Origin of the sequence: Actinokineospora guangxiensis (assembly GCF_042657845.1) — a bacterium.
In the GTDB taxonomy this organism is placed as follows: domain Bacteria; phylum Actinomycetota; class Actinomycetes; order Mycobacteriales; family Pseudonocardiaceae; genus Actinokineospora; species Actinokineospora guangxiensis.
The window spans coordinates 104,192-125,188 of the sequence record NZ_JBHSKF010000001.1; the positions used below are offsets into that span (position 1 = coordinate 104,192).

Consider the following 20,997-nt stretch of genomic DNA (forward strand, 5'->3'; position numbering starts at 1 on the left):
AGGCGCAGAAACCTTCGGCGACCTGCCGTTCAGCAGGCACGACGACGTTGTCCATCCTGTGGACAACCTGTGGGCAATCTGTGGATCGTGTGGGGACGCCGACGGCGCGGCCGCCGGTGGCCGAGCGCGCTAGGCGCGGGCCCGCTGCTTGATGCGGGTCGTCAGCTCCTGCACCTGGTCGTAGACACGGCGCCGCTCGGCCATCTCCTTGCGGATCTTCTTGTCGGCGTGCATGACCGTGGTGTGGTCGCGGCCGCCGAAGGTCTGGCCGATCTTGGGCAGGGAGAGGTCGGTCAGCTCGCGGCAGAGGTACATCGAGATCTGCCGGGCGGCCGCAAGCGCTTTCGTCTTGCCGGGGCCGCACAGGTCGTCCAGCGAGACGCCGAAGTACTCCGCGGTCACGCCCATGATCTGGGCCGCGCTGATCTCCGGGGCCTGGGAGTCCGGGATGAGGTCGCGCAGGACGATCTCGGCGAGGCCGACGTCGACGGGCTGGCGGTTGAGCGAGGCGAATGCCGTCACCCGGATCAGCGCGCCCTCCAGCTCGCGGATGTTCGCCTCGACGCGCGAGGCGATGAACTCCAGCACCTCGTTGGGCACGGCCAGCCGGTCCTGGGCGGCCTTCTTGCGCAGGATCGCGATGCGGGTCTCCAGCTCGGGCGGCTGGATGTCGGTGATCAGGCCCCACTCGAAGCGGGTGCGCAGCCGCGCCTCCAGGGTCTCCAGCCGCTTGGGCGGGCGATCGGAGGACACCACGATCTGCTTGTTCGCGTTGTGCAGCGTGTTGAAGGTGTGGAAGAACTCCTCCTGGGTGCCTTCCTTGCCCTCCAGGAACTGGATGTCGTCCACCAGCAGCACGTCGATGTCGCGGTAGCGGCGCTGGAAGGCCACCTTGCGGTCGTCGCGCAGGGAGTTGATGAAGTCGTTGGTGAACTCCTCGGTGGACACGTAGCGCACGCGCATCCCCGGGAAGAGCCGCTGGGCGTAGTGCCCGACGGCGTGCAGCAGGTGCGTCTTGCCGAGGCCGGACTCGCCCCAGATGAACAGCGGGTTGTACGCCCGCGCCGGGGCCTCGGCGACGGCCACCGAGGCGGCGTGGGCGAAGCGGTTGGAGGCGCCGATGACGAAGGTGTCGAAGGTGTACTTCTCGTTCAGCCGGGTCTTGGACGTCTGCGGCTGCGCGGGCGCGGTGTAGGGCTGCCCGGTCGCGGGGCGGCTGCCGTTGAAGGTCGGCCAGATCTCGTGGACGGCGGCGAGCGCGTCGCCCTCCTCGTCCACCTCCTCGCCGTCGTCGTCGGCCTGGTGGCCGTCGTCGGCGGGCAGCGGGAGGGTCACCGTCGGCTGGTCGACCGGGAGCGGCCCGACCGGCAGCGGGGGCACGATCGGCGGCTGCGCCACGGGCGGCGGCGCGGCGGCGGGGGTCACGTCGACCTTCACCGCGAGGGAGACAGCCCGGCCGAGCCTGCGAGACAGGGCGCTGGTGATCGGCTCGCGCAGGGCCCGCTCGATGGCCTCCTTGGCGAACTCGCTCGGCGCCGAGAGCAGCGCGGTCTCATCGAGAAGGCCGATGGGCCTGGTCATCCGCATCCAGGCGCGCTGCGACGGGGACAGGGTCCCGGCGGACAGCTCGCGCACGACCTGCTCCCAGACCACGCCCAGGTTCATCTGGTGGTCGGACATCGACGCCGCTCCCCTCCCCCTCCGTCGGCACCCCGCACGCGCGGTCGCGGCGCTCATCCACAGAGTTGTCCACAACTGTGCACGAAGGTACGGCGAACCGCGGCGACACCCCGTGATGGGTCAGACGGTACTCAGTGGTCCGGCTCAGTGGTCCGGCGCGGTCGGCCCGGAGGGGGCTCCGTCGGCGTCCGGCGAGCTGGGAGCCCGCACGCTAACAAGGTCCGCCCGCCGGCCACAAGGCGCACCGGCACCCGGGTTTGTCGCCCGCCGAGCGGGTGCGTACCCTCAGAAGGTCTCCCGCTTGCGGCGGGTGGGTTCCGCGTGCCCGCACCTGTGCGATCCGCGCTCCGCCCCCGGTCCTCGTGCGAGACCTCCAGACCTACGGCCAGAACGACTGGCAGGCTAGTACCTCAGGAGATAGAGCTGTGAGCAAGCGCACCTTCCAGCCGAACAACCGTCGCCGCGCCAAGACGCACGGCTTCCGCCTGCGGATGCACACCCGCGCGGGCCGCGCGATCCTCGCCGCCCGCAGGCGCAAGGGCCGCGAAAAGCTGTCGGCCTGAGCCCAGCCGCCGCCGTGCTCCCCGCGGCCGCGAGGCTGACCAGCAGCGCGGACTTCCGGCTGGTGACCCGCAGCGGTCGCCGCGCCGGTCGTCCCCGGCTCGTGGTGCACGCCGCGGCGGGCGGGACGCGTGAGGAAACCGACCCCGGCACGCCGAGGGTCGGTTTCGTCGTGAGTAAGGCTGTGGGCAACTCGGTCGTGCGACACCGTGTGAGCAGGCGACTGCGGCACGTGGTCCGCGACCGCATCGGAACTCTGCCGCCCGGCAGCGCGTTGGTCGTGCGGGCGCTGCCGCGCGCCGCCTCGGCCACCAGTGCCGAGCTCGGCGCCGACCTGGACGCGGCCCTGCGCAGGCTCAGGCTCGTATCCGACAGCAGTGATGAAGCCAGTGGTGATGAGGCGTGACGGCGGTCGATGAGCGGACCCGCCCCGGCCTGGCGGCCCGGGTGTTGCTCGCCCCTGTCCACGGCTACCGCAAGTGGATCTCCCCGGTGCTGCCGCCCGCGTGCCGCTTCCACCCCAGCTGCAGCGCCTACGCCGTCGAGGCGCTGACCGAGCACGGCGCGCCGCGCGGCGCGTGGCTCGCGCTGCGCCGCCTGCTGCGCTGCGGACCCTGGCACCCCGGCGGCCTGGACCCGGTGCCGCCGCGGCGCCCCGAGAACCCGCCCGGGACCGGCCCGGCCGACGCGAGAGCTGCCGAGGAGTAGTTCGTGCTCGATTTCATCTACTACCCGGTGTCCTTCATCCTGTGGTGCTGGCACTGGGTCTTCGGTCACGTCTTCGGCGAGGCCAGTGCCGTTTCCTGGGCGCTCGGCATCGTCTTCCTGGTCTTCACCCTGCGCGCGATCATGTTCAAGCCCATGGTCAAGCAGGTGCGCTCCATGCGAAAGATGCAGGAGTTCGCGCCGGAGATGAAGAAGATCCAGAAGAAGTACGCCAACGACCGGCAGAAGCAGGCTCAGGAGATGCAGAAGCTCCAGAGCCAGCACGGGGTGAGCCCGCTCGGCGGCTGCCTGCCGATGCTGCTGCAGATCCCGGTCTTCATCGGCCTGTTCCACGTGCTCCGCGAGTTCGAGCCGAACAAGACCGAGAACTACTTCTTCGACCAGCAGGGCGTCGAGTCCTACCTCGCGGCGAACCTGTTCGGCGCGCGGCTGAGCAACTGGATCACCCAGCCCACCGAGGAGCTGGCCCGCTTCGGCGTCGAGCGCGGCTCGCTGTTCCTGGTCGCGATCCCGCTGATGATCCTCGCCAGCGCGCTGACCCACCTGACCGCGCGGCACTCGGTCTCCCGGCAGAACCCGGAAGCGGCCACCCAGCAGACCGCGATCATGAACAAGCTGACGCTGTACATCTTCCCGCTGGGCGTGCTCGTCGGTGGCTTCTTCTTCCCGATCGGCCTGCTGATCTACTGGCTGAGCAACAACAGCTGGACCCTGATGCAGCAGCACGTCGTCTACCAGAAGATCGACCGCGAGGAGGCCGCGGCGAAGGCGCAGGCCGCCGAGAAGCGCTCCACCGCCGCGCCGAAGGTCGGGCAGAAGCCCACCCAGCCGAAGAAGGCCACCACGCGCAAGGACGACGGGCCCGCCGACGCGGACAGCGCGCCCGACGCGCCCGCCACCGGCACCACGCCCGACACCACCCCGCGCCCCGGGCAGAAGCCCCAGGCGGGCGCGAAGCCGCGGCAGCCTGCCAACGGCAAGCCAGGCGGCACCCAGGTTCCCGGTTCGCGTGCGGACCGTTCCCGTAAGAAGTCAGGTCGCAAGAACCGCTGAGGCGTCGCTCGACCTGGAGAGGAGAAACCGTGCCGGAGACGGTGCAGGAGTCCGAGGTCACCACGACCGAGGAGGCACCCGCCGAGAAGGCGGTCGTCACCGAGGACCTGTTGGTCAAGGAAGGCGACATCGCGGGCGACTACTTGGAACGCCTGCTCGACATCCTCGACTACGACGGCGACATCGACCTCGACGTCGAGGCCAGCCGTGCGGTGATCAGCATTGACGGCGGTGACGACCTGGAGAAGCTCGTCGGTCCCCGGGGCAGCGTGCTGGAGTCGCTGCAGGAGCTGACCCGCCTCGCGGTGCAGCAGGAGACCGGCACCCGCAGCAGGCTGATGCTCGACATCGCGGGCTGGCGCGCGGCCCGCCGCGAGGAGCTGGCCGACCTCGGCCGGGCGACGGCGGAGAAGGCGCTCTCCTCCGGGGAGCGGGTCCGGCTCCAGCCGATGACGCCGTTCGAGCGCAAGGTCGTGCACGACGCCGTCGCGTCGGTCAAGGGCGTGCACAGCGAGAGCGAGGGCGAGGACCCCCGTCGCCGGGTGGTCGTCTTCCCGCAGTAGTCGCGGAGAACAGGAGGGCGCGGTCCGCTTCGGCGGGCCGCGCCTTTCTCTTTCGGCGTGTTCCACGTGAAACACCGGAGGCGGTTCGCGGGTGCGCGGGGTCCATCGGCGACAATCAGCGGAGAGCGCCGCAGAGGCGCTGTTTCACGTGGAACATCGGAAGGCGCATGACGAACCTTGATCGGGACCGGGTGTCGTCGGTCTTCGGGGACCGGACCGCACTCGCCGAGCGGTTCGTCGAACTGCTCGCCGAGCACGGCGTCGCACGGGGGCTCATCGGGCCGCGTGAGATCGACCGGCTCTGGGACCGGCACGTGCTGAACTCCGCCGTGGTCGCCGAGGTGCTGCCGCCGAGGGCGCGCGTGGTGGACGTCGGATCGGGGGCCGGGCTGCCCGGCATACCACTGGCGATCGCCCGGCCGGACCTCGCGCTGACCCTCGTGGAACCGATGGCCAGACGGGTGGCATGGCTCACCGAGGTGGTGGAGACTCTGGGCCTGTCGTCCGTCGTGGTGTTGCGCGGGCGAGCCGAGGACCCCGCCGTGCGCGACGAGCTCACCGGAGCGGATGTGGTCACCGCCCGCGCGGTCGCCCCGCTCGGCAAGCTCTGCGCGTGGTGTCTGCCGCTGGTGCGGATGGAAGGGACGATGGTCGCGCTCAAGGGGGCGAGCGCGGCCGAGGAGATCGAACGGGACCGCGCGGAGATCCGGCGCGCGGGTGGTGGAGACCCGCGCATCGCGCGGTGTGGGGTCGATGTGGTGGACCCGCCGACCACCGTGGTGGTGGTCGACCGGGTGCCGAGGCGGACAGGGAAGGACCAGCGTGCACGTCGAGGCTAGGAACGGAGCGAGGGATGTTCCACGTGAAACACCGGCGGTCGGAGGCGACCCGATGACCCAGCCGTCCGCCGCGTCCGTCGCCGGATGGACGCCCATCGCCGAGGAAGCCGCCCGCGCCACCCGGGTGAAGCACCCCGACCGCATGTTCCCGCGGCCGAGGGCGCGCCGCGTGCTGACCGTCGCCAACCAGAAGGGCGGTGTCGGCAAGACGACCAGCACGGTCAACCTCGCCGCCGGGCTCGCCCTGCACGGGCTGCGTGTGCTCGTCATCGACCTCGACCCGCAGGGCAACGCCAGCACCGCGCTCGGCGTCGACCACCGCTCGGGCACCCCGTCGGTCTACGAGGTGCTGCTCGGGGAGATGTCGCTCGCCGAGGCCGCGCAGACCAGCGACCAGTCGGACCGCCTGTTCTGCGTGCCCGCGACGATCGACCTGGCGGGCTCGGAGATCGAGCTGGTGTCGATGCAGGGCCGGGAGTCGCGGCTCAAGGAGGCGCTGTCCGATGAAGCGCTGAACGAGATCAACCCGGACTACGTCTTCATCGACTGCCCGCCGTCGCTGGGCCTGCTGACCGTCAACGCGATGGTGGCCGCCCAGGAGGTGCTGATCCCGATCCAGTGCGAGTACTACGCGCTGGAGGGCCTGAGCCAGCTGCTGCGCAACATCGAGCTGGTGCAGACCCACCTCAACCGCTCGCTGACCGTCTCCACGATCCTGCTGACGATGTACGACGGCCGCACCAAGCTCGCCGACCAGGTGACCAACGAGGTCCGCACCCACTTCGGCGACACCGTGCTGAAGACGGTCATCCCCCGCAGCGTGAAGGTCTCCGAGGCGCCCGGCTACGGCCAGACCGTCCTCGCCTACGACCCTGGCTCCCGCGGCGCGATGAGCTACCTCGACGCGTCCCGCGAGATCGCCGAGCGCGGAGCGGCCGAGTGAGCGCCCCCGGACGCAAGGGCGGCCTGGGCCGCGGCCTGGCCGCGCTGATCCCCCAGGGCCCGCCCGCCGCCGGTCCGCTGCCCGGTGGTCCCGGCCTCACGCTCCCCACTCCCCCGCCCGCCGAGCCGGACGCCCCGGCCCCGGTGGCGGGCGCGGTGTACCGGGAGATCCCGATCGCGGCGATCACGGCGAACCCGAGGCAGCCGAGGCAGGTCTTCGACGACGACGCGCTCGCCGAGCTGGAGCACTCGATCCGCGAGTTCGGCCTCATGCAGCCGATCGTGGTCCGCGAGTTGGGCGGCACCTTCGAGCTGGTCATGGGCGAGCGCAGGCTGCGCGCCTCCCAGCGCGCGGGGCTGGAGCAGATCCCGGCGATCGTCCGCCAGACCGCCGACGACGCGATGCTGCGCGATGCCCTGCTGGAGAACATCCACCGGGTGCAGCTCAACCCGCTGGAAGAGGCGGCGGCCTACCAGCAGCTGCTGGACGAGTTCGCGGTGACCCACGAGGAGCTGGCGACCCGCATCGGCCGCAGCCGCCCGGTCATCACCAACACCATCCGGCTGCTCCGGCTCCCCCTGCCGGTCCAGCGCCGCGTCGCCGCGGGCATCCTGTCCGCGGGCCACGCCCGGGCACTCCTGGGCCTGGACGACTCCGAGGCCCAGGAGACCCTGGCCACCCGGATCGTCGCCGAGGGCCTGTCGGTCCGCGCCACCGAGGAAGCCGTCACCCTCGCCAAGGGCGCTCCCCCGCCGAAGGCCAAGCCCGCCCCCCGCAAGCCGATGCACGCCCCCGGCCTCCAGGACGTCGCCGATCGCCTCTCCGACCGCTTCGACACCCGCGTGAAGGTCGAACTCGGCAAGCGCAAGGGCCGCATCGTGGTCGAATTCGGGTCCGTGGACGACCTGGAGCGCATCGTGGAGATGATGGCGAAGAAAGGGACTAATCAGACATGAAGCGGCCACATAGGATCACCCCAGCCCGTTTCGTCACGGTGACGATGATCCTGGGTAGCCGCTTCGGTGACGGTGCGCGACCGCCCGCGATCAGCGGCCGCGGGTGATGGCGCGGTCGACCAAGCCCGCGTAGATCTCGCCGAGCGAGCCGCCGGCGGCCTCGACGGCCATCGGGACCAACGAGGTCTCCGTCAGCCCCGGGGAGAGGTTCACCTCAAGGAAGTGGACCTCCCCCGCCGCGTCGACCACGGCGTCGGTGCGGGAGATGTCGCGCAGGCCGAGCAGCCGGTGCGCCGACACCGCGAGGTCGGCCACCCGGGCCGCGGCCTCGGGGGCGAGCCGGGCCGGGCAGTGGAACTCGGTGAGACCCGCGGTGTAGCGGGCCGTGTAGTCGTACACGCCGGTCTGGGGGACGATCTCGACCGCGGGCAGGGCGGTCGGGCCGTCGGGGGTGTCGACGACCGTGACGGCCACCTCGGTGCCCTCCACGTACCGCTCGGCGAGGACGGCGTCGCTGTAGGCCAGGCAGCCGACCATCGCGGTCGGCAGGTCGGCCGCGTCGCGGACGACCTGGGCGCCCAGCGCCGAGCCGCCCTGGTCGGGCTTGAGCATCATCGGCAGGCCGAGGCGCTCCACCATGGCGTCGAGCACCGGCTGGGCGCCCAGCTCGCGGAACGTGCTGTGCGGCAGCACCACCCAGTCCGGGGTCTGCAATCCCGCGCGCACCAGCTCGGCCTTCGCCGTCGGCTTGTCCCACGCGCGCCTGCACGCGTCGGCGTCCGTGCCGACGTACGGGATGCCCAGCAGCTCCAGGATCGTCTGGATGGAGCCGTTCTCGCCCTCGCCGCCGTGCAGGGCCACCACGACCGCGTCGGGGCGGGTCTCGCGCAGGCGGGGCAGCAGGGCGGCGTCGGCGTCCCACTCCTCCACCGACACGCCCGCCGAGCGCAGCGCCGCCGAGACGCGCCTGCCCGAGCGCAGCGACACGTCGCGCTCGTGGGACAGGCCGCCGGCCAGGACGGTGACCCAGCGATCGGACACGGCGAACTCCTAACGGGAGGCGTGCGACAGCGGTGCCGACGCTACACCGGCACACTTCGGCGAGACCCTCAGGCGGTGTCCGGCGACGGCGTCTGCGGACCCGACAGCGTGCGGCTCACCGACGGGCCGAAGGTGCGCAGCAGCTCCAGCTCCTCGGCGAGCACCCCGGCCAGGCGCCGCACGCCCTCGGTGATGCGCTCCGGCGGCGGGTAGCAGAACGACAGGCGCATCTGCCTGCTGCCGAAGCCGTCGGCGTAGAAGCCCGTGCCGGGCACGTACGCCACCCGGGCGGTGACCGCGCGCGGCTGCATGGCCTTGGTGTCCACGCCCTCGGGCACGGTCAGCCAGACGAAGAAGCCGCCGTCGGGCCGGGTCCACGTGCAGCCCGGCGGCAGGTGCTGTTCCAGCGCCGAGAGCAGCGCGTCGCGGCGCTCGCGGTACATCGACTGGAAGGACTTGATCTGGCCCTTCCAGTCGTGGGTGGCCAGGTAGCGCGAGACCACCAGCTGGTTGAGGGTCGGCGGGCACAGCGCCGCGGACTCGGCGGCCAGGACCAGCTTCTCGCGCACCGCGTGCGGGGCCAGCGCCCAGCCCACGCGCAGGCCGGAGGCGAAGGTCTTGGAGAACGAGCCGAGGTAGACCACGTTGTCGCGGTCCATCGAGCGCAGCGCCGGGTAGATCTGGCCGTCGAAGCCCAGCAGCCCGTAGGGGTTGTCCTCGATGATCAGCACGTCGTTGCGGGCGCAGATGTCGACGATCTCCGCGCGCCGCGGCACCGCCAGCGTCACGCCCGCGGGGTTCTGGAAGTTCGGGATCGTGTAGAGGAACTTGACCCGCCTGCCCGCCGTACGCACGGCCGCGATGGCCTCCTCCAGCGCCGCGGGGACCAGGCCCTGCTCGTCCATGGCCACGTGCCGCACGTCGGCCTGGTAGGAGGCGAAGGTGCCCAGCGCCCCCACGTAGGAGGGCCCCTCGGCCAGGATGACGTCGCCGGGGTCGCAGAAGATGCGGGTGACCAGGTCCAGGGCCATCTGCGAGCCGACGGTGACCACCAGGTCGTCGGGGTGGCCGTGCACGCCCTCCAGGGCCATCACGTCGCAGATCTGCTCGCGCAGCAGCGGCACGCCGTGGGCGGAGCCGTACTGCAGGGCCGTCATGCCCTCCTCGGCGATGATGGCCGCCATCTGCTGGGAGAGCGTGTCCAGCGGCAGCGCCGCCAGGTTGGGCATGCCGCCCGCCAGGGAGACGACCTCGGGCCTGCTGGCGACGGCGAAGAGCGCTCGGACCTCCGATGCCGTCATCCCCTCCGCGCGGGCCGCGTAGCGGCTCAGGTGCGGGTCGAGGCTGCGCGCCCGGAGTCTGTCGGGCGGCTGGGGTTGGCTCACGGCGTCTCCATCCCTGCTCAGGGGTTTCCCGAGTGTAACCGGAGGGGTGACGTCGGCCGGATAATCCGGCCTCCGGTTCCGGCGCAGGTCACATCGCCCTATCCTGTCCGAGGTAAGGGAGAACTTCGGGCGGGGGAGGTTGGGTGTCGCGACGCGTCGTCGGCGTCACGCTGGACAACCTGGAGCACCTGCCCAAGCAGTGCCGGTCCTGCGTGTACTGGGAGCTCGCGCCCCACCTCAAGGAGCAGGCCGAGGAGTTCGGCACCACCGAGCTGGAGAAGGAGGCCTGGGTCTCCAGCGTGCTGCTGGAGTGGGGCTCCTGCGGCCGGATCGTCTACAGCGACAAACTGCCGGTCGGCTTCGTCTTCTACGCCCCGCCCAACGCGGTCCCCCGCTCGGCGGCCTTCCCGACGTCCCCGGTGAGCCCCGACGCGGTCGTGCTGACCGGCTTCCACGTCCTGCCGGAGTTCCGCAAGGGCGGGCTCGGGCGCATGCTCATCCAGGCCGTGGCCGCGGATCTGACCCGCCGCGGCGTGAAGGCCATCGAGGCCTTCGGCGACATGGACCCGCACGAGGACCACAGCTGCGTGGTCCCCGCCGCCTTCCTCAGCTCCGTCGGCTTCAAGACCGTCCGCCCGCACCCGCGCTGGCCCCGGCTGCGCCTGGAGCTGCGCTCGGCGATCACCTGGAAGGAAGACGTCGAGGCCGCCCTGGAGCGCCTGCTGGGCACCGTCACGATCAGCACGGTCACCACTCCGGCCCCGGCGATGCAGCGCTAGCTCCGGTGCGGCGTCGGTCCGACGCCGCCGGGCGCCCGCCGCCTATTCGGCCTTGGCCAGCTCGTGGGCCAGCACGTCGGCGAAGGTGAAGGTGCCGGTGGGCTGGTCGTTCTGCCCGAGCAGGTAGAGCCGCTTGACCGCGACCAGGATGCCCTCGGCGACGACGTCGCGGAAGGCGGGCTCGGTCAGCCTGCGGCGGTCCTCGTCGTTGGTCAGGTAGCCGATCTCGATGCGCACGGCCGGGCAGCGGGTCAGCCGCAGCAGGTCCCAGCTCTTCGGGTGGGCCTTGCAGTCGCGCATGCCGGTGCGCATGACCAGCTCGCGCTGGATCAGCCCCGCCATCGCCTCGCCGATGGTGGAGGTGGCGCCGTTGCCGGTGCCGAAGTGGAAGGCGGCGACGCCCTGGGCGAGCGGGGAGCGGTTGCCGTCGGTGTGCAGCGAGAGCACGAGGTCGGCGCCCGCGTCGTTGGCGAAGTGCGCGCGGTCGGCCTCGTCGGGGCACTGGTCCTTGCCGCGGGAGAGCAGCGCCTCCATGCCGGTGGCGACCATCTTGCCCTCCAGCCGGGTCGCCAGGTCCCACATGAGCTCGGCCTCGTCGATGCCGGCGATGGACAGGCCGGTGTCGGCGCCGCCGTGGCCGGGGTCGATGACGATGCGCTTGCCGCGCAGCCGGGGACCGGACTTGCGGACCCGCTCCTGCTCGCGCAGCAGCACCGGGCGCCCGCCGCGGGCGCGCGGGGAGAGCTGGTGCAGGGCGCGCACGGTCTTGGGCCCGCAGATGCCGTCCACGGTCAGGCCGTAGTCGCGCTGGAAGTTGCGCAGCGCGGCTTCGGTCTGGGCGCCGAAGACGCCGTTGGAGCGGCCCGCGTCGTAGCCCAGCTCCAGCAGGCGCTCCTGCAGGGTCTGCACGTCGTCGCCGGAGAGCGGGGCCGAGACCATGAAGGCCAGTGGACGGCCGCCGAGGGAGTACGTGGCGTCGCGCATGGCCCGGTAGGTTGCCGGGCCGACGATGCCGTCGGTGATCAGGCCGCGGCGCTGCTGGAAGCCCCGCACGGCGTGCTCCAGCTGGGCGTCGAAGATCTCCGCGACCTCCGCGGGCTGGGTCGCCGCGGCGAAGCCCAGCGCGCCGAGCGTGGACCGGACCTCGGCGACGGCCGGACCGGTGTCGCCTCGGCGGAGTACCCGCATGGACCCTCGCTCTCGATCGGGGGTGAAAGAACCGCACACCCGGCATGCCTGACAGCTGACCATTGTGCCCTGCCGCCCCGCGTGTCCCGCGCACCGGGAGGTGCGGGTGTCGGACGCGGCGAACCCGGGGCCCGCCGCCTCGTCCCACGAGACGTTCGGACCCCGGGTTCGGGTTGCTTGCTCCCCCGGGAGGGGATCAGGCCAGCACGTCGCCCAGCTCGCCGACCAGGGCGGCCTTCGGCTTGGCGCCGACGATCGTCTTCACCGGCTGGCCGCCGGAGAACAGGATCAGCGTCGGGACCGACATCACCTGGTAGTCGCGCGCGATGCCGGGGTGGGCGTCGATGTCGAGCTTGGCGACGGTGATCTTCTCGGCGTGCTCGCCCGCGATCTCCTCCAGCACCGGGGCGACCATCCGGCACGGGCCGCACCAGGTGGCCCAGAAGTCCACCAGCACGGGCTTGTCGCTGTTGATCACGTCGGCGTCGAACGAGTCCGCCGTCACGGTCACGGTGTTGCCAGCCATCTTGTCTCCTCGGTTCATTCGCTCTTGCCGTAGCCGCCGCCGACCAGCTCGGCGGCCATCTCCGCTTCCTCGGTGCCGTGCTCGGCGAGCCAGCGCTCGGCGTCGATGGCCGCCGCGCAGCCCGAGCCCGCGGCGGTGATGGCCTGGCGGTAGGTGTGGTCGACCAGGTCCCCGGCGGCGAACACGCCGTCGAGGTTGGTGTAGGTGCTGCTGCCCTTGGTGACGACGTAGCCCTCGTCGTCCACCTCGACCTGGCCCTTGACCAGGGCGCTGCGCGGGTCGTGGCCGATGGCGACGAAGAAGCCGGTGACGTCGAGGGTCTCGGACTCCCCCGTGCGGGTGTCGCGGACGGTGAGGCCGCTGACCTTCTGCTCGCCGAGGACCTCGTCCACGGCGGTGTTCAGCCGCCACCGGATCTTCTCGTTGGCCCGCGCGCGCTCCAGCATGATCTTGGAGGCGCGGAACTCCTCGCGCCGGTGCAGGATCGTCACCGACTTGGCGAAGCGGGTGAGGAAGGTCGCCTCCTCCATCGCCGAGTCGCCGCCGCCGACCACGGCGATGTCCTGGTCGCGGAAGAAGAAGCCGTCGCAGGTCGCGCAGGCGGACACGCCGCGGCCGAGCAGCTCCTGCTCGCCGGGCACGTTCAGGTACCGCGCCGCCGCGCCCATGGCGAGGACCACGGCCTTGGCCTCATAGCGCACGCCGTTGGCCTCGACCACCTTGACCGGCCCGGTCAGGTCGACGGACTCGACGTCCTCCGGCCGCAGCTCGGCGCCGAAGCGCTCGGCCTGGGCGCGCATCTGCTCCATCAGGTCCGGGCCCATGATGCCGTCGCGGAAGCCGGGGTAGTTCTCCACCTCGGTGGTGGTCATCAGCGCGCCGCCGAACTGCGCGCCCTCGAAGACCAGCGGGTCGAGCTGCGCGCGGGCGGCGTACACGGCCGCGGTGTAGCCGGCCGGTCCGGACCCGATGATGATCAGGTTGCGGATCTGCGCAGACATTCGCCCTCCATCGCTCCCGCCGGTCCGGATGTCGTCCCGGCGCATAGGTGTCAACGCGATGGTATGGGCAGCTTGTTCCACCCCGGTCGGGCACCGCCCAGCCGGTGGGACGGCTCAGCGGGAGGTGCGCTCGCGGTCGGGGCGGGTCAGCCGATGGTGTCGTTGAACAGCGCGGTGCAGTCCGGGGTGAGGACGAGCACCTGGAACTGGCCGACCTGCTGGGTCAGCAGCAGCGCCATGACGCCGTCCTTGCCGTCCAGGGTGACCGGCCGCACGCCCACGACCTGCGCCTTAGCCGGGTCCAGCTCGTTGGCCTCCAGGCAGGAGTCCAGGCCCGCCTTGGTCTTGAGCGGCCCGTAGTCGCGGCTGTTGACGACCTGCGGCACCTTTTCGCCGACCTCTTCGCGGCCGAAGGCAAGCGGGGGTTGCGCGCCCGCGTCGCCGGGGGCGCTCACCGTCGGCGAGGGCTGCTCGGCGGCCATGCCGCCGTCGGTGTCGTCCTGGCCGCCGAGACCGGGCACCACCACGAAGGCCACCGCGGCGGCGGCCGCTGTCAGCAGACCGGCGCCCCACACCGCCATCCGCCCGCGCTTGCGGCGCGCGGCGGCCATGTCGATGACCGGGGCGGGTTCGGGGTCGTCGTCGGCCAGCGAGCCGGTCGCCTTGAGCGAGGTGCTGGACGGGGCGACCGGGATGCCCGATGCCGGGGTGCCGGGCGCCCCGAAGGCGCGGGCGGCCTCCTCGGCGAGCGCGGCGTCGATGCGGGCGGCGACGTTCTCGGGCATCGGCGGGACCGGGGCCGCGCCCAGCGCGCTCAGGTCGGTGCGCACCGCGTCCAGCGCCGCCAGGAACGCCCGGGCGTCCGCGTCAGCGCCGACATCGGCCTGGACGACCGCGGCGCGCCGCGGTTCGAGCACGCCCGCGTGCAGGTCGGCCAGCAGGTCCTCGGGCCATGGCGGGCCGTCGGGGCCGATACTGCCCCGAATCTTGTCCGTCATCGTCCCTCCCCGTGGCGCCCATCCGGCACGCCTCGCCAACCACCAGCGCCACCTGGGACGTTCGCATCTGCACTCGGGTTCCGCAGATGTCCGAGGGATTTCGCGAGCTTCGCGCGGCCGCGCGCGCACCGGCTCTTCACGGTGCCCTCGGCGATGCCGAGCATCTTGGCGGTCTCGGCCACGGAGTAGCCCTCGACGTCGACGAGCACGATCGGCATGCGCTGGTCCTCGGAGAGCTCCTGCAGCGCGCGCTGCACCACGAGCTGGGTCTCCCGGTCGGCCATCGCGTCGCGCGGGCTGACCGGCTCGCCGGGACCGGCCTCGGGCAGCGGCACGGTCGGGCGCGCGTTGCGCCTGCGGACCCTGTCCAGGCACGCGTTGACGACGATGCGGTGCAGCCAGGTCGTGACCTGGGACTCGGCGCGGAAGGACCCGGCGGCGCGGAAGGCGGAGATGAACGCCTCCTGCAGCGCGTCGGCGGCCTCCTCCGGGTCGCGCAGGGTGCGCAGCGCGACGGCCCACAGGCGGTCGCGGTGCCTGCGGACCAGTTCGGAGAACGCGCGCGGGTCACCGGCGGCATGCGCCGCGATGAGGTCGGCGTCCGAGCTGGCTGCGGCGGTCACCGGGACAATGTAACGGTGCCGGTCGGCCGCCTGCCGGCGGCCGTGGGCCAGGGCATGCGCGGGCCTCACTTGGCCCGGATGAACCCGACCTCGCTGAGCTCGGAGCGGTTGCCCTCGGCGAGGGTGGTGATCCAGACCAGCACGTGCTGGGTGGGCTCGGCGCGGTCGAGCTGGAGCTTGGTCTGTCCGTCGTTGAGCGTGGCCTTGCCGATGACCTTGGTCTCGCCGATGTCCGGGTTCTCCGACGGCGCGCTGCGGATCTCCACGACGGTGCCGTCGCTCGGCGAGTCGATGGTGACCTCGGCCAGCGAGATCGGCTCGGCGAAGGAGGCCATCAGCCCGACACCGGGCTTGAGCGCGGGGAACGGCTGCTTGTAGGTGTCGGTCTTCCACGCCGTGGCCGGGTCGCCGTCCACGGCGAGGGTGGCGCGGCGCGGGTTGTCCGGGGTCCCGCCGATGTTGTAGACCTCCACGCCCGCGGGGCGGATGGGTCCGGCGGGCACGACCGGCGGCGGCTTGGGCGCGCCCGAGGCGCCGGTGCTGTTGCCGGGCGCGGGCGCGGTGATCGTCGGGCCCGCGGTGCCGCCCTCGTCCTCGAAGAAGCTGATGAGCTGCATGCCCAGCCAGGCCAGCACACCGACGGTGGCCACGGCGAGCACGGTGACGCCGACGGCGAGCTTGCGCCGCTGCGAGCGGTCGTTGCTCGGCGGGCGGGTCGTCCACACGGTGCCGTCGTCGTACTCGGCCTCGGTGGCCGCGGCCAGCCGCTCGGTCTCGTCGTCGGCCACTCTGACCCGCTCCAGCACCTGGAGCAGGGCGGCGCCGGTGCGGATGCCGCCCATCGGGTCGTCGGCCAGGCAGCGGACCGCGGCGATGGACAGCTCGATCGGGATGTGCGGCAGCAGCGCGTGCGGCGCGACCACGGCGCCGTCGGGCCCGCGCGGGGCGGGCGGCACGCCCTCCGGGCCGCCCGGCAGCGGCCAGCGGCCGGTGAGCAGCAGGTACAGCAGCGCGCCGAGGCCGCGCACGTCGTCGCGCAGGCCCGCGTGGGCCATCGGGCCGGGGAAGGACAGCCGCAGCTGCCCGTCCGGGCCGACCCTGACCCGCTGCGGGTGGTCGAGGCCGAGCACGAGGCCCGCGTGGTGGGCCTGATCGACGGCGGCGGCCAGCGGTTCGAGCAGGCGGGCCGCGGTGCCGGGGGGCAGCGGGTGCTCGGCGATGACGTCGATGACGTCGGTGCCCGCCGACCAGTCGGCGACGACGAGCCCGAGGACGCCCTCGCCCGCCCCGATCCCGGTGCCGGGTCCGACCCCGGGGCCGACGACGTCGAGCACGCGGGCGACGGCGGGGTGCTCGAAGCGGGCGGCGTGCGCGGCGCGCTCCAGGACGCGGCGGGCGCGCTCGGCGGCGGCGCCGTCGCTGGGGTGGCCGACGAGCGCGGTGAGGGCGACGTCGCGGCGCAGCTGGCCGTCGCGGGCCCGCCAGAACTCCGCGCCCGCGCGCTGGTCGGCGCCGAACTGGGCGAGCAGGCGGTACCGGCCCGCGCCGACGAGTGCTCCGGGCACCAGGGTGTCGGCCGCAGGCCGCTGGCCTGCCGCCCCGGCACCCGTCGGCGCCTCGGGTCGCCTTGTCGTCACCGCTCTGCGCTCCTCGTCGCTCCCGCGGTCGAGCGTACGGGAATCCGGCGCACGCCAGGGGTCGGACGGATCAGCCCCTCCGGACCAGTCGGGTGATTCGGGCGGTCGCCGGGCGCAGCTCGGGCACCCTGAGCACCGCCAGCCCGCCGAACGCGACGGCGAGCGCGAGCCCACCCTGGACGATCAGCGTGACCCACGCGATGAGGATGCTGTCGAAGCCGTCAGGGGCGATGAGTTCGCCCGCCAGCCAGGCCGCGGCCATGCCCACCGCGCTCGCCGCGACGGTCTTGGTGATCACCGAGACGATCTTCTTGTTGCGCAGGTGGCCCAGCCGCACCCACAGCCACATCTGGCCCGCGACGGCTCCGATGACGTAGCTGAGCGAGTTGACCAGCATCACACCGATGACGACGTTCTGCGGGCTGAGCACCGCGCCGCACATGTAGAGCAGCGGGATCTTGACGACCGTCATCCCGATCATGATCAGGGTGGGCGTGCGGGCGTCCTTCATGGCGTAGAACACGCGCAGCTGGAGCATCACCAGCGCGTACGGCAGCAGCCCGAAGGCGGAGAACGCCAGCGCGGTGCCCAGCCGGGCGCCCTGCTCGACGTCGGACTCGCCGAAGGCGAACAGCGCGACGCCGATGGCGGTGCCCGCGATGGTGAGCACGGCGCTGATCGGCACGAGCATGACCGTGGAGAGCCTGCTGCCGGTGGCGAGGTCGTCGATGACGCTCTGGGTGTCCCCGCGCGCGGCGTGCTTGCTCATCCTGGGCAGGATCGCGGTGAGCAGCGCGACCCCGATGACGCCGTAGGGCAGCTGGAACAGCAGCCAGGCGTTGGAGTAGATCGTCACGCCGCCCTCGTCGCCCGCGGTGAGCACGCGCTGGGTGACGACCATGCCGACCTGGCTGACCGCGACGTAGCCCATCACCCACGCGGCCAGGCCGGCGAACTCCTTGAGCCGGGCGTCGAAGCCCCAGGTCCAGCTGAAGCGGAAGCCGATGCGGCGCAGCGCCGGGAGCAGCACCGCGGCCTGGGCGACGATGCCCATGGTGACGCCGATGCCGAGGACCAGGAGCTTGGGCTGGCTCATGTCGACCGGGTTGACGGTGATCTCGCCGGGTACGACCAGGTAGAGCAGCAGGGTCAGCACGACCACGACGTTGTTGATGACCGGCGCCCACGCCGTCGGGCCGAACACCTGCCGGGCCTGAAGGATCGCGCTGAGCAGGGCGAAGAGGCCGTAGAAGAGGATCTCGGGCAGCAGCAGGTAGGCGAAGGCGGTGGTCAGCTCCGGCGAGGCCCTGCCGGTGGAGCCGTCGACGTAGAGCCAGGTGAAGACCGGCGCGGCGATGACGGCGATGACCGTGCCGACCGCCAGTCCGGTGATGCCGATGGTGAGCAGCCGGTTGACGTACTCGCGCCCGCCGTCGGGGTCGTCCTGCGAGCGCACCAGCAGCGGCACGACCACGCTGGCCAGCACTCCGCCGAGCAGCAGCTCGAAGATGATGTTCGGCAGCGTGTTGGCGACGGTGAACGAGTCCTGCACGACGTTGACGCCGACGATGGCGACCAGCAGCAGCTTCCAGCCGAACCCGGTGATCCGGCTGACCAGCGTCGCCACCGCCATGCCGCTGGTGGCGCGCGCCAGCGACGGCGCCTTCGGCTGTTCGCCGCCCTGCTGCACTTGCGCTCCCGCCCGGGTCAGAGGTCGCTGCCCGCGGGGTCCGCGGTCTTGGCCGCCCGCAGCCTACGCACCAGGCGCAGTCCCATGAGCAGCACCAGCGCGCCCGCCGCGGTCCCGGTGACGATGAGGATGATGTTGCCGAAGGACGTCGAGTTCAGCTCGACGCGGGAGGTGCCGCCGAGGCCGGTGCCGTTCTGCGTGGTCAGCCAGACGTTGACCACGAACCGGCCGGACCGGGTGACCTCGGTGGACAGGTAGCGCGGGATCTTGGCGTTGGCCGGGATGCGGACCAGGGTCTCCTCCTGCGGCCGCAGGCCCGGCGTCTGCCCGACGTTGATCTTCGCCAGCACCTCGACCGGGAGGTCGTTGCTGAGGTAGACCGGCAGCGGGCTGTCCTTCGAGGCCAGCGACAGCGGCCTGCCGGGGTCGGTGACCGAGACCCGGTCGAGCAGGCCGTCGAGCCCGTCGGTGACCCTGGCCACCGCCTGCTCGGCCTGTCGCGGCTCGGCCCGCCACGCCGTCGAGGTGGCCCTGACCAGGCCGCGGCGCAGCGGGGCGACCAGCGCGGACGGGGTGACCTGGCTCGTGGCGTCCTCGAAGAGCACCTTGTCGACCAGCTCGCGCTGCACCGCGTCCGAACGCGACACGCGCGCCATCGCGGGCGCGGGGATCTCGGCGGCGGTGTCGGCGGCGCGGTAGTCCAGACCGGAAGCGGCGCCGTTGCCCTCCCCGGCGACCAGCGCGGGCAGCGACAGCTCGGTGGTGAAGCCGTCGTCGCCGAGCGTGCGGACGGTCTCCAGGAAGACGGCGAGATCGGCGTCGGATGCCGCCCAGCGGCGCGGCGGCGCGACCACGACCGGGTCCGGGGTGGCGGCGAGGCCACCGCGGTAGACCAGTGCGGAGAGCCCGTTCTGGGTGGCCGAGGTGGCCACCGCGCCGCCCCGCACCGGGGGCTCGAGCGACGCCGAGACCAGGCCGTCGTAGGGGATGGCGCGCACGTTGGCGGCCAGGTCGAAGGGCGCGGAGCCGGTCGTCCCGGCCAGCCGGGCGCTGTCGGCGAGCACGGTGGTCGGGCGCAGGGCGGCCAGGTCGGCGAGGGTGCGCTGGTCGAGGGTGCCGCCCGCGGGCCAGACCAGGCCGTCGACCGGGGCGACGCCGAGCACCGAGCGCACGATGTCGGTCGTGGTGCGCGGGGTGCCCTCGCCGTCGTAGGTGATCCCGGGGCCGCCTGCGGCCAGCGTCTGCAGGGCGACGGTGTCGGCCCGCGACAGCGCGGCGAGGTCGGCGTCGGCGAAGGGCAGCGCGAGGACGCAGCGGCCGTCGACCAGCTCGCGCAGCGTGGACAGCCACAGCTCGGCGGTGCCCGCGCCGCGGCCCTCGGTGACGCCGTCGCCGGTGCGGACCTGGTAGCCGTCGGACATCGCCGCGACGGTGGAGAGCAGGTCGGGGTCCACGGCGAAGCACAGCGAGCGCAGGATCGCGCTGTCGGACTCCGCGGCCGTGCGGACCGCGTCGAGCAGGGAGTAGAGCCTGCCGCCGACGGCCAGCGACGCGGCCAGCTCGTCGTCGGCCAGCACCGGCTGGCCCAGCGGCGACTCGACCATGCGCGGCTTGTCGACCAGCGGCCAGAGCACGGCCAGCGGGGTGGGCTCGGCGGGCGGGGCGACCCCGGGGCCGCCGCCGGGCGCCGACAGCACCGGGATCAGCGTGCTCAGCGAGCCGAGCCGCTCGGTGGTGCCGAAGTCGGGCACGCCGTTGAGGTTGAGCGCCACCGGGTAGACGCCGGGCCGGTCGATGCCCAGGTCCTCGGCGATGTCGACGCTGACCTGGAAGTCCACGCTCGCGCCCTGCGGCAGCTGCGCGGTGACCTCGGTGAAGCGGGTGGTCTCGGCGGGCCGGTCGAGGGCGCTGGTCGCGGTGGGGTCGGTGATGGCCTCGCGCAGCCCGGCCTCGTCGGCGAGCACGTCGCCGCGCTGCACGCGCAGGTCGACCTCGGTGATGGGGCGGTCGCCGGTGTTGGTCAGCGTGCCGGTGATGCGCAGCTCGGTGGTCGAGGCGCGGACCACGCGCGGGGTCAGCGAGTCGATCTCGACCCGGAGTCTGCTGGACTGCGCCTGCTGCGCTCTGGCAGCGGCTGCCTCGGAGGCTGTGGCTGAGGCTGTGGCTGCTGACTGGGTCGGGACGAGCGCGCTCGCCGCGGCCGCCAGCGCGACTGCCACCGCGGCGGTGCCGCGGCGCAGGCGGGTGCTCACGTGGGCTCTCCATGCGGGGACAGGTCCCGGTCGGGACCGGTGGTGCCGGGAACGATCTGCTGCTCGGAGAGTAGTTGGCGGGCCTTGCGGACCAAACGCCGCTCATCGGCGTAGGCCAGGCGGCCCTCAAGATCGGCGAGGTCCACCCAGGCCACCTCGCTGACCTCGACGTCGGCGTCGGAGAGCTCGTAGGTGTGGGCGAGCAGCAGGAAGTGGTGCACGGTCTTGTGGACGCGCTTGGCGCCGTCGGCGATGAACCAGTAGTCGATGGTGCCCAGCGGGCGAAGCACCTCGCCATCGATGCCGGTCTCCTCGGCGACCTCGCGCACCGCGGTCTGCTCGGGGGTCTCGCCCGCCTCGATGTGGCCCTTGGGCAGCGACCACAGCAGCCGCCCGCGCCGGTCGAGCCTGCCGATCAGCGCCACCCTGGCCCGGTCGGCGTCGACGACCAGGCCGCCCGCCGAGGTCTCGACCACGGTCTTGAGCCTGCGTCCGCGCCCCCGGGCACGGCGCCCCGACCGGGCACCGCGCGACCTGCCGGACGAGGGGGGCACCC

General features: G+C 72.6%; 21 protein-coding genes. 9 read left to right on the forward strand and 12 right to left on the reverse strand.

Annotated features, from left to right (window positions below; genetic code table 11):
- Positions 1-129: 129 nt before the first annotated feature.
- Positions 130-1,680 (reverse strand): chromosomal replication initiator protein DnaA, encoded by a 1,551-nt coding sequence (gene dnaA, locus ACFPM7_RS00550; RefSeq protein WP_378242546.1) that lies wholly within the window; start codon positions 1,678-1,680, stop codon positions 130-132.
- A 425-nt stretch (positions 1,681-2,105) separates the two neighbouring features.
- On the opposite strand from dnaA, the gene rpmH reads away from it, so the two are divergent.
- The 8 genes from rpmH to ACFPM7_RS00590 all read left to right on the forward strand — a co-directional run bounded on the left by rpmH (position 2,106) and on the right by ACFPM7_RS00590 (position 7,321).
- Positions 2,106-2,243 carry a 50S ribosomal protein L34 gene (gene rpmH, locus ACFPM7_RS00555; RefSeq protein WP_378242548.1) on the forward strand — a complete coding sequence of 46 codons (138 nt, stop codon included), beginning with the start codon at positions 2,106-2,108 and terminating at the stop codon, positions 2,241-2,243.
- A gap of 14 nt (positions 2,244-2,257) precedes the next feature.
- Positions 2,258-2,647 (forward strand): ribonuclease P protein component, encoded by a 390-nt coding sequence (gene rnpA / locus ACFPM7_RS00560; protein ID WP_378242550.1) that lies wholly within the window; start codon positions 2,258-2,260, stop codon positions 2,645-2,647.
- The gene (yidD, locus tag ACFPM7_RS00565) at positions 2,644-2,949 is read left to right on the forward strand and encodes a membrane protein insertion efficiency factor YidD (protein ID WP_378242553.1); all 306 of its coding nucleotides are present in this window, start codon (positions 2,644-2,646) and stop codon (positions 2,947-2,949) included. The genes rnpA and yidD overlap by 4 nt, the downstream gene beginning before the upstream one ends.
- A gap of 3 nt (positions 2,950-2,952) precedes the next feature.
- Positions 2,953-4,020 carry a membrane protein insertase YidC gene (gene yidC / locus ACFPM7_RS00570; protein WP_378242555.1) on the forward strand — a complete coding sequence of 356 codons (1,068 nt, stop codon included), beginning with the start codon at positions 2,953-2,955 and terminating at the stop codon, positions 4,018-4,020.
- A gap of 29 nt (positions 4,021-4,049) precedes the next feature.
- The gene (locus ACFPM7_RS00575; RefSeq protein ID WP_378242557.1) at positions 4,050-4,583 is read left to right on the forward strand and encodes a Jag family protein; all 534 of its coding nucleotides are present in this window, start codon (positions 4,050-4,052) and stop codon (positions 4,581-4,583) included.
- A gap of 167 nt (positions 4,584-4,750) precedes the next feature.
- Positions 4,751-5,422, forward strand: a complete 672-nt coding sequence (gene rsmG / locus ACFPM7_RS00580) for a 16S rRNA (guanine(527)-N(7))-methyltransferase RsmG (RefSeq protein ID WP_378242560.1) — start codon at positions 4,751-4,753, stop codon at positions 5,420-5,422.
- 52 nt (positions 5,423-5,474) lie between these two features.
- Positions 5,475-6,365, forward strand: a complete 891-nt coding sequence (locus tag ACFPM7_RS00585) for a ParA family protein (RefSeq protein WP_378242562.1) — start codon at positions 5,475-5,477, stop codon at positions 6,363-6,365.
- A complete protein-coding gene (locus tag ACFPM7_RS00590; RefSeq protein ID WP_378242564.1) occupies positions 6,362-7,321 on the forward strand; it encodes a ParB/RepB/Spo0J family partition protein in 960 nt (319 codons plus the stop codon). The genes ACFPM7_RS00585 and ACFPM7_RS00590 overlap by 4 nt, the downstream gene beginning before the upstream one ends.
- A 90-nt stretch (positions 7,322-7,411) precedes the next feature.
- On the opposite strand, the gene ACFPM7_RS00595 is transcribed toward ACFPM7_RS00590, so the two are convergent.
- Positions 7,412-8,362, reverse strand: coding sequence for a D-alanine--D-alanine ligase family protein (locus ACFPM7_RS00595; RefSeq protein WP_378242566.1), 951 nt, complete (start codon positions 8,360-8,362; stop codon positions 7,412-7,414).
- A gap of 68 nt (positions 8,363-8,430) precedes the next feature.
- Positions 8,431-9,747 carry an aminotransferase-like domain-containing protein gene (locus tag ACFPM7_RS00600; RefSeq protein ID WP_378242568.1) on the reverse strand — a complete coding sequence of 439 codons (1,317 nt, stop codon included), beginning with the start codon at positions 9,745-9,747 and terminating at the stop codon, positions 8,431-8,433.
- Between the two features lie 143 nt (positions 9,748-9,890).
- On the opposite strand from ACFPM7_RS00600, the gene ACFPM7_RS00605 reads away from it, so the two are divergent.
- Positions 9,891-10,526: a GNAT family N-acetyltransferase gene (locus tag ACFPM7_RS00605; protein ID WP_378242570.1), complete on the forward strand. Its 636-nt coding sequence runs from the start codon at positions 9,891-9,893 to the stop codon at positions 10,524-10,526.
- 42 nt (positions 10,527-10,568) lie between these two features.
- On the opposite strand, the gene ACFPM7_RS00610 is transcribed toward ACFPM7_RS00605, so the two are convergent.
- The 9 genes from ACFPM7_RS00610 to ACFPM7_RS00650 all read right to left on the reverse strand — a co-directional run bounded on the left by ACFPM7_RS00610 (position 10,569) and on the right by ACFPM7_RS00650 (position 20,995).
- Positions 10,569-11,714, reverse strand: a complete 1,146-nt coding sequence (locus ACFPM7_RS00610) for an N-acetylmuramoyl-L-alanine amidase (protein WP_378242572.1) — start codon at positions 11,712-11,714, stop codon at positions 10,569-10,571.
- 196 nt (positions 11,715-11,910) lie between these two features.
- On the reverse strand, positions 11,911-12,240 hold the full coding sequence (trxA, locus tag ACFPM7_RS00615) for a thioredoxin (RefSeq protein ID WP_378242574.1): 330 nt from the start codon (positions 12,238-12,240) through the stop codon (positions 11,911-11,913).
- A gap of 14 nt (positions 12,241-12,254) precedes the next feature.
- A complete protein-coding gene (gene trxB / locus ACFPM7_RS00620) occupies positions 12,255-13,241 on the reverse strand; it encodes a thioredoxin-disulfide reductase (RefSeq protein WP_378242576.1) in 987 nt (328 codons plus the stop codon).
- 146 nt (positions 13,242-13,387) lie between these two features.
- Complete coding sequence (locus ACFPM7_RS00625) at positions 13,388-14,239, reverse strand: hypothetical protein (RefSeq protein ID WP_378242578.1); 852 nt, start codon at positions 14,237-14,239, stop codon at positions 13,388-13,390.
- Positions 14,236-14,862: an RNA polymerase sigma factor SigM gene (gene sigM, locus ACFPM7_RS00630; RefSeq protein ID WP_378242580.1), complete on the reverse strand. Its 627-nt coding sequence runs from the start codon at positions 14,860-14,862 to the stop codon at positions 14,236-14,238. The genes ACFPM7_RS00625 and sigM overlap by 4 nt, the downstream gene beginning before the upstream one ends.
- Positions 14,863-14,927: 65 nt before the next feature.
- The gene (locus ACFPM7_RS00635) at positions 14,928-16,499 is read right to left on the reverse strand and encodes a protein kinase family protein (protein ID WP_378242582.1); all 1,572 of its coding nucleotides are present in this window, start codon (positions 16,497-16,499) and stop codon (positions 14,928-14,930) included.
- A 70-nt stretch (positions 16,500-16,569) separates the two neighbouring features.
- The gene (murJ, locus tag ACFPM7_RS00640; protein ID WP_417281759.1) at positions 16,570-18,189 is read right to left on the reverse strand and encodes a murein biosynthesis integral membrane protein MurJ; all 1,620 of its coding nucleotides are present in this window, start codon (positions 18,187-18,189) and stop codon (positions 16,570-16,572) included.
- Positions 18,190-18,206: 17 nt separating this feature from the next.
- Positions 18,207-20,441, reverse strand: coding sequence for a DUF6049 family protein (locus ACFPM7_RS00645; RefSeq protein ID WP_378242584.1), 2,235 nt, complete (start codon positions 20,439-20,441; stop codon positions 18,207-18,209).
- Positions 20,438-20,995 carry an NUDIX hydrolase gene (locus ACFPM7_RS00650; protein WP_378242586.1) on the reverse strand — a complete coding sequence of 186 codons (558 nt, stop codon included), beginning with the start codon at positions 20,993-20,995 and terminating at the stop codon, positions 20,438-20,440. The genes ACFPM7_RS00645 and ACFPM7_RS00650 overlap by 4 nt, the downstream gene beginning before the upstream one ends.
- Positions 20,996-20,997: the final 2 nt, after the last annotated feature.

What these genes read in the sequence shown, in the direction of transcription:
- trxB (WP_378242576.1), bottom strand. Translation starts at nt 13,241, where the DNA reads ATGTCTGCGCAGATCCGCAACCTGATCATCATCGGGTCCGGACCGGCC.
- ACFPM7_RS00625 (WP_378242578.1), bottom strand. Translation starts at nt 14,239, where the DNA reads ATGACGGACAAGATTCGGGGCAGTATCGGCCCCGACGGCCCGCCATGG.
- ACFPM7_RS00610 (WP_378242572.1), bottom strand. Translation starts at nt 11,714, where the DNA reads ATGCGGGTACTCCGCCGAGGCGACACCGGTCCGGCCGTCGCCGAGGTC.
- trxA (WP_378242574.1), bottom strand. Translation starts at nt 12,240, where the DNA reads ATGGCTGGCAACACCGTGACCGTGACGGCGGACTCGTTCGACGCCGAC.
- rsmG (WP_378242560.1), top strand. Translation starts at nt 4,751, where the DNA reads ATGACGAACCTTGATCGGGACCGGGTGTCGTCGGTCTTCGGGGACCGG.
- dnaA (WP_378242546.1), bottom strand. Translation starts at nt 1,680, where the DNA reads ATGTCCGACCACCAGATGAACCTGGGCGTGGTCTGGGAGCAGGTCGTG.
- ACFPM7_RS00585 (WP_378242562.1), top strand. Translation starts at nt 5,475, where the DNA reads ATGACCCAGCCGTCCGCCGCGTCCGTCGCCGGATGGACGCCCATCGCC.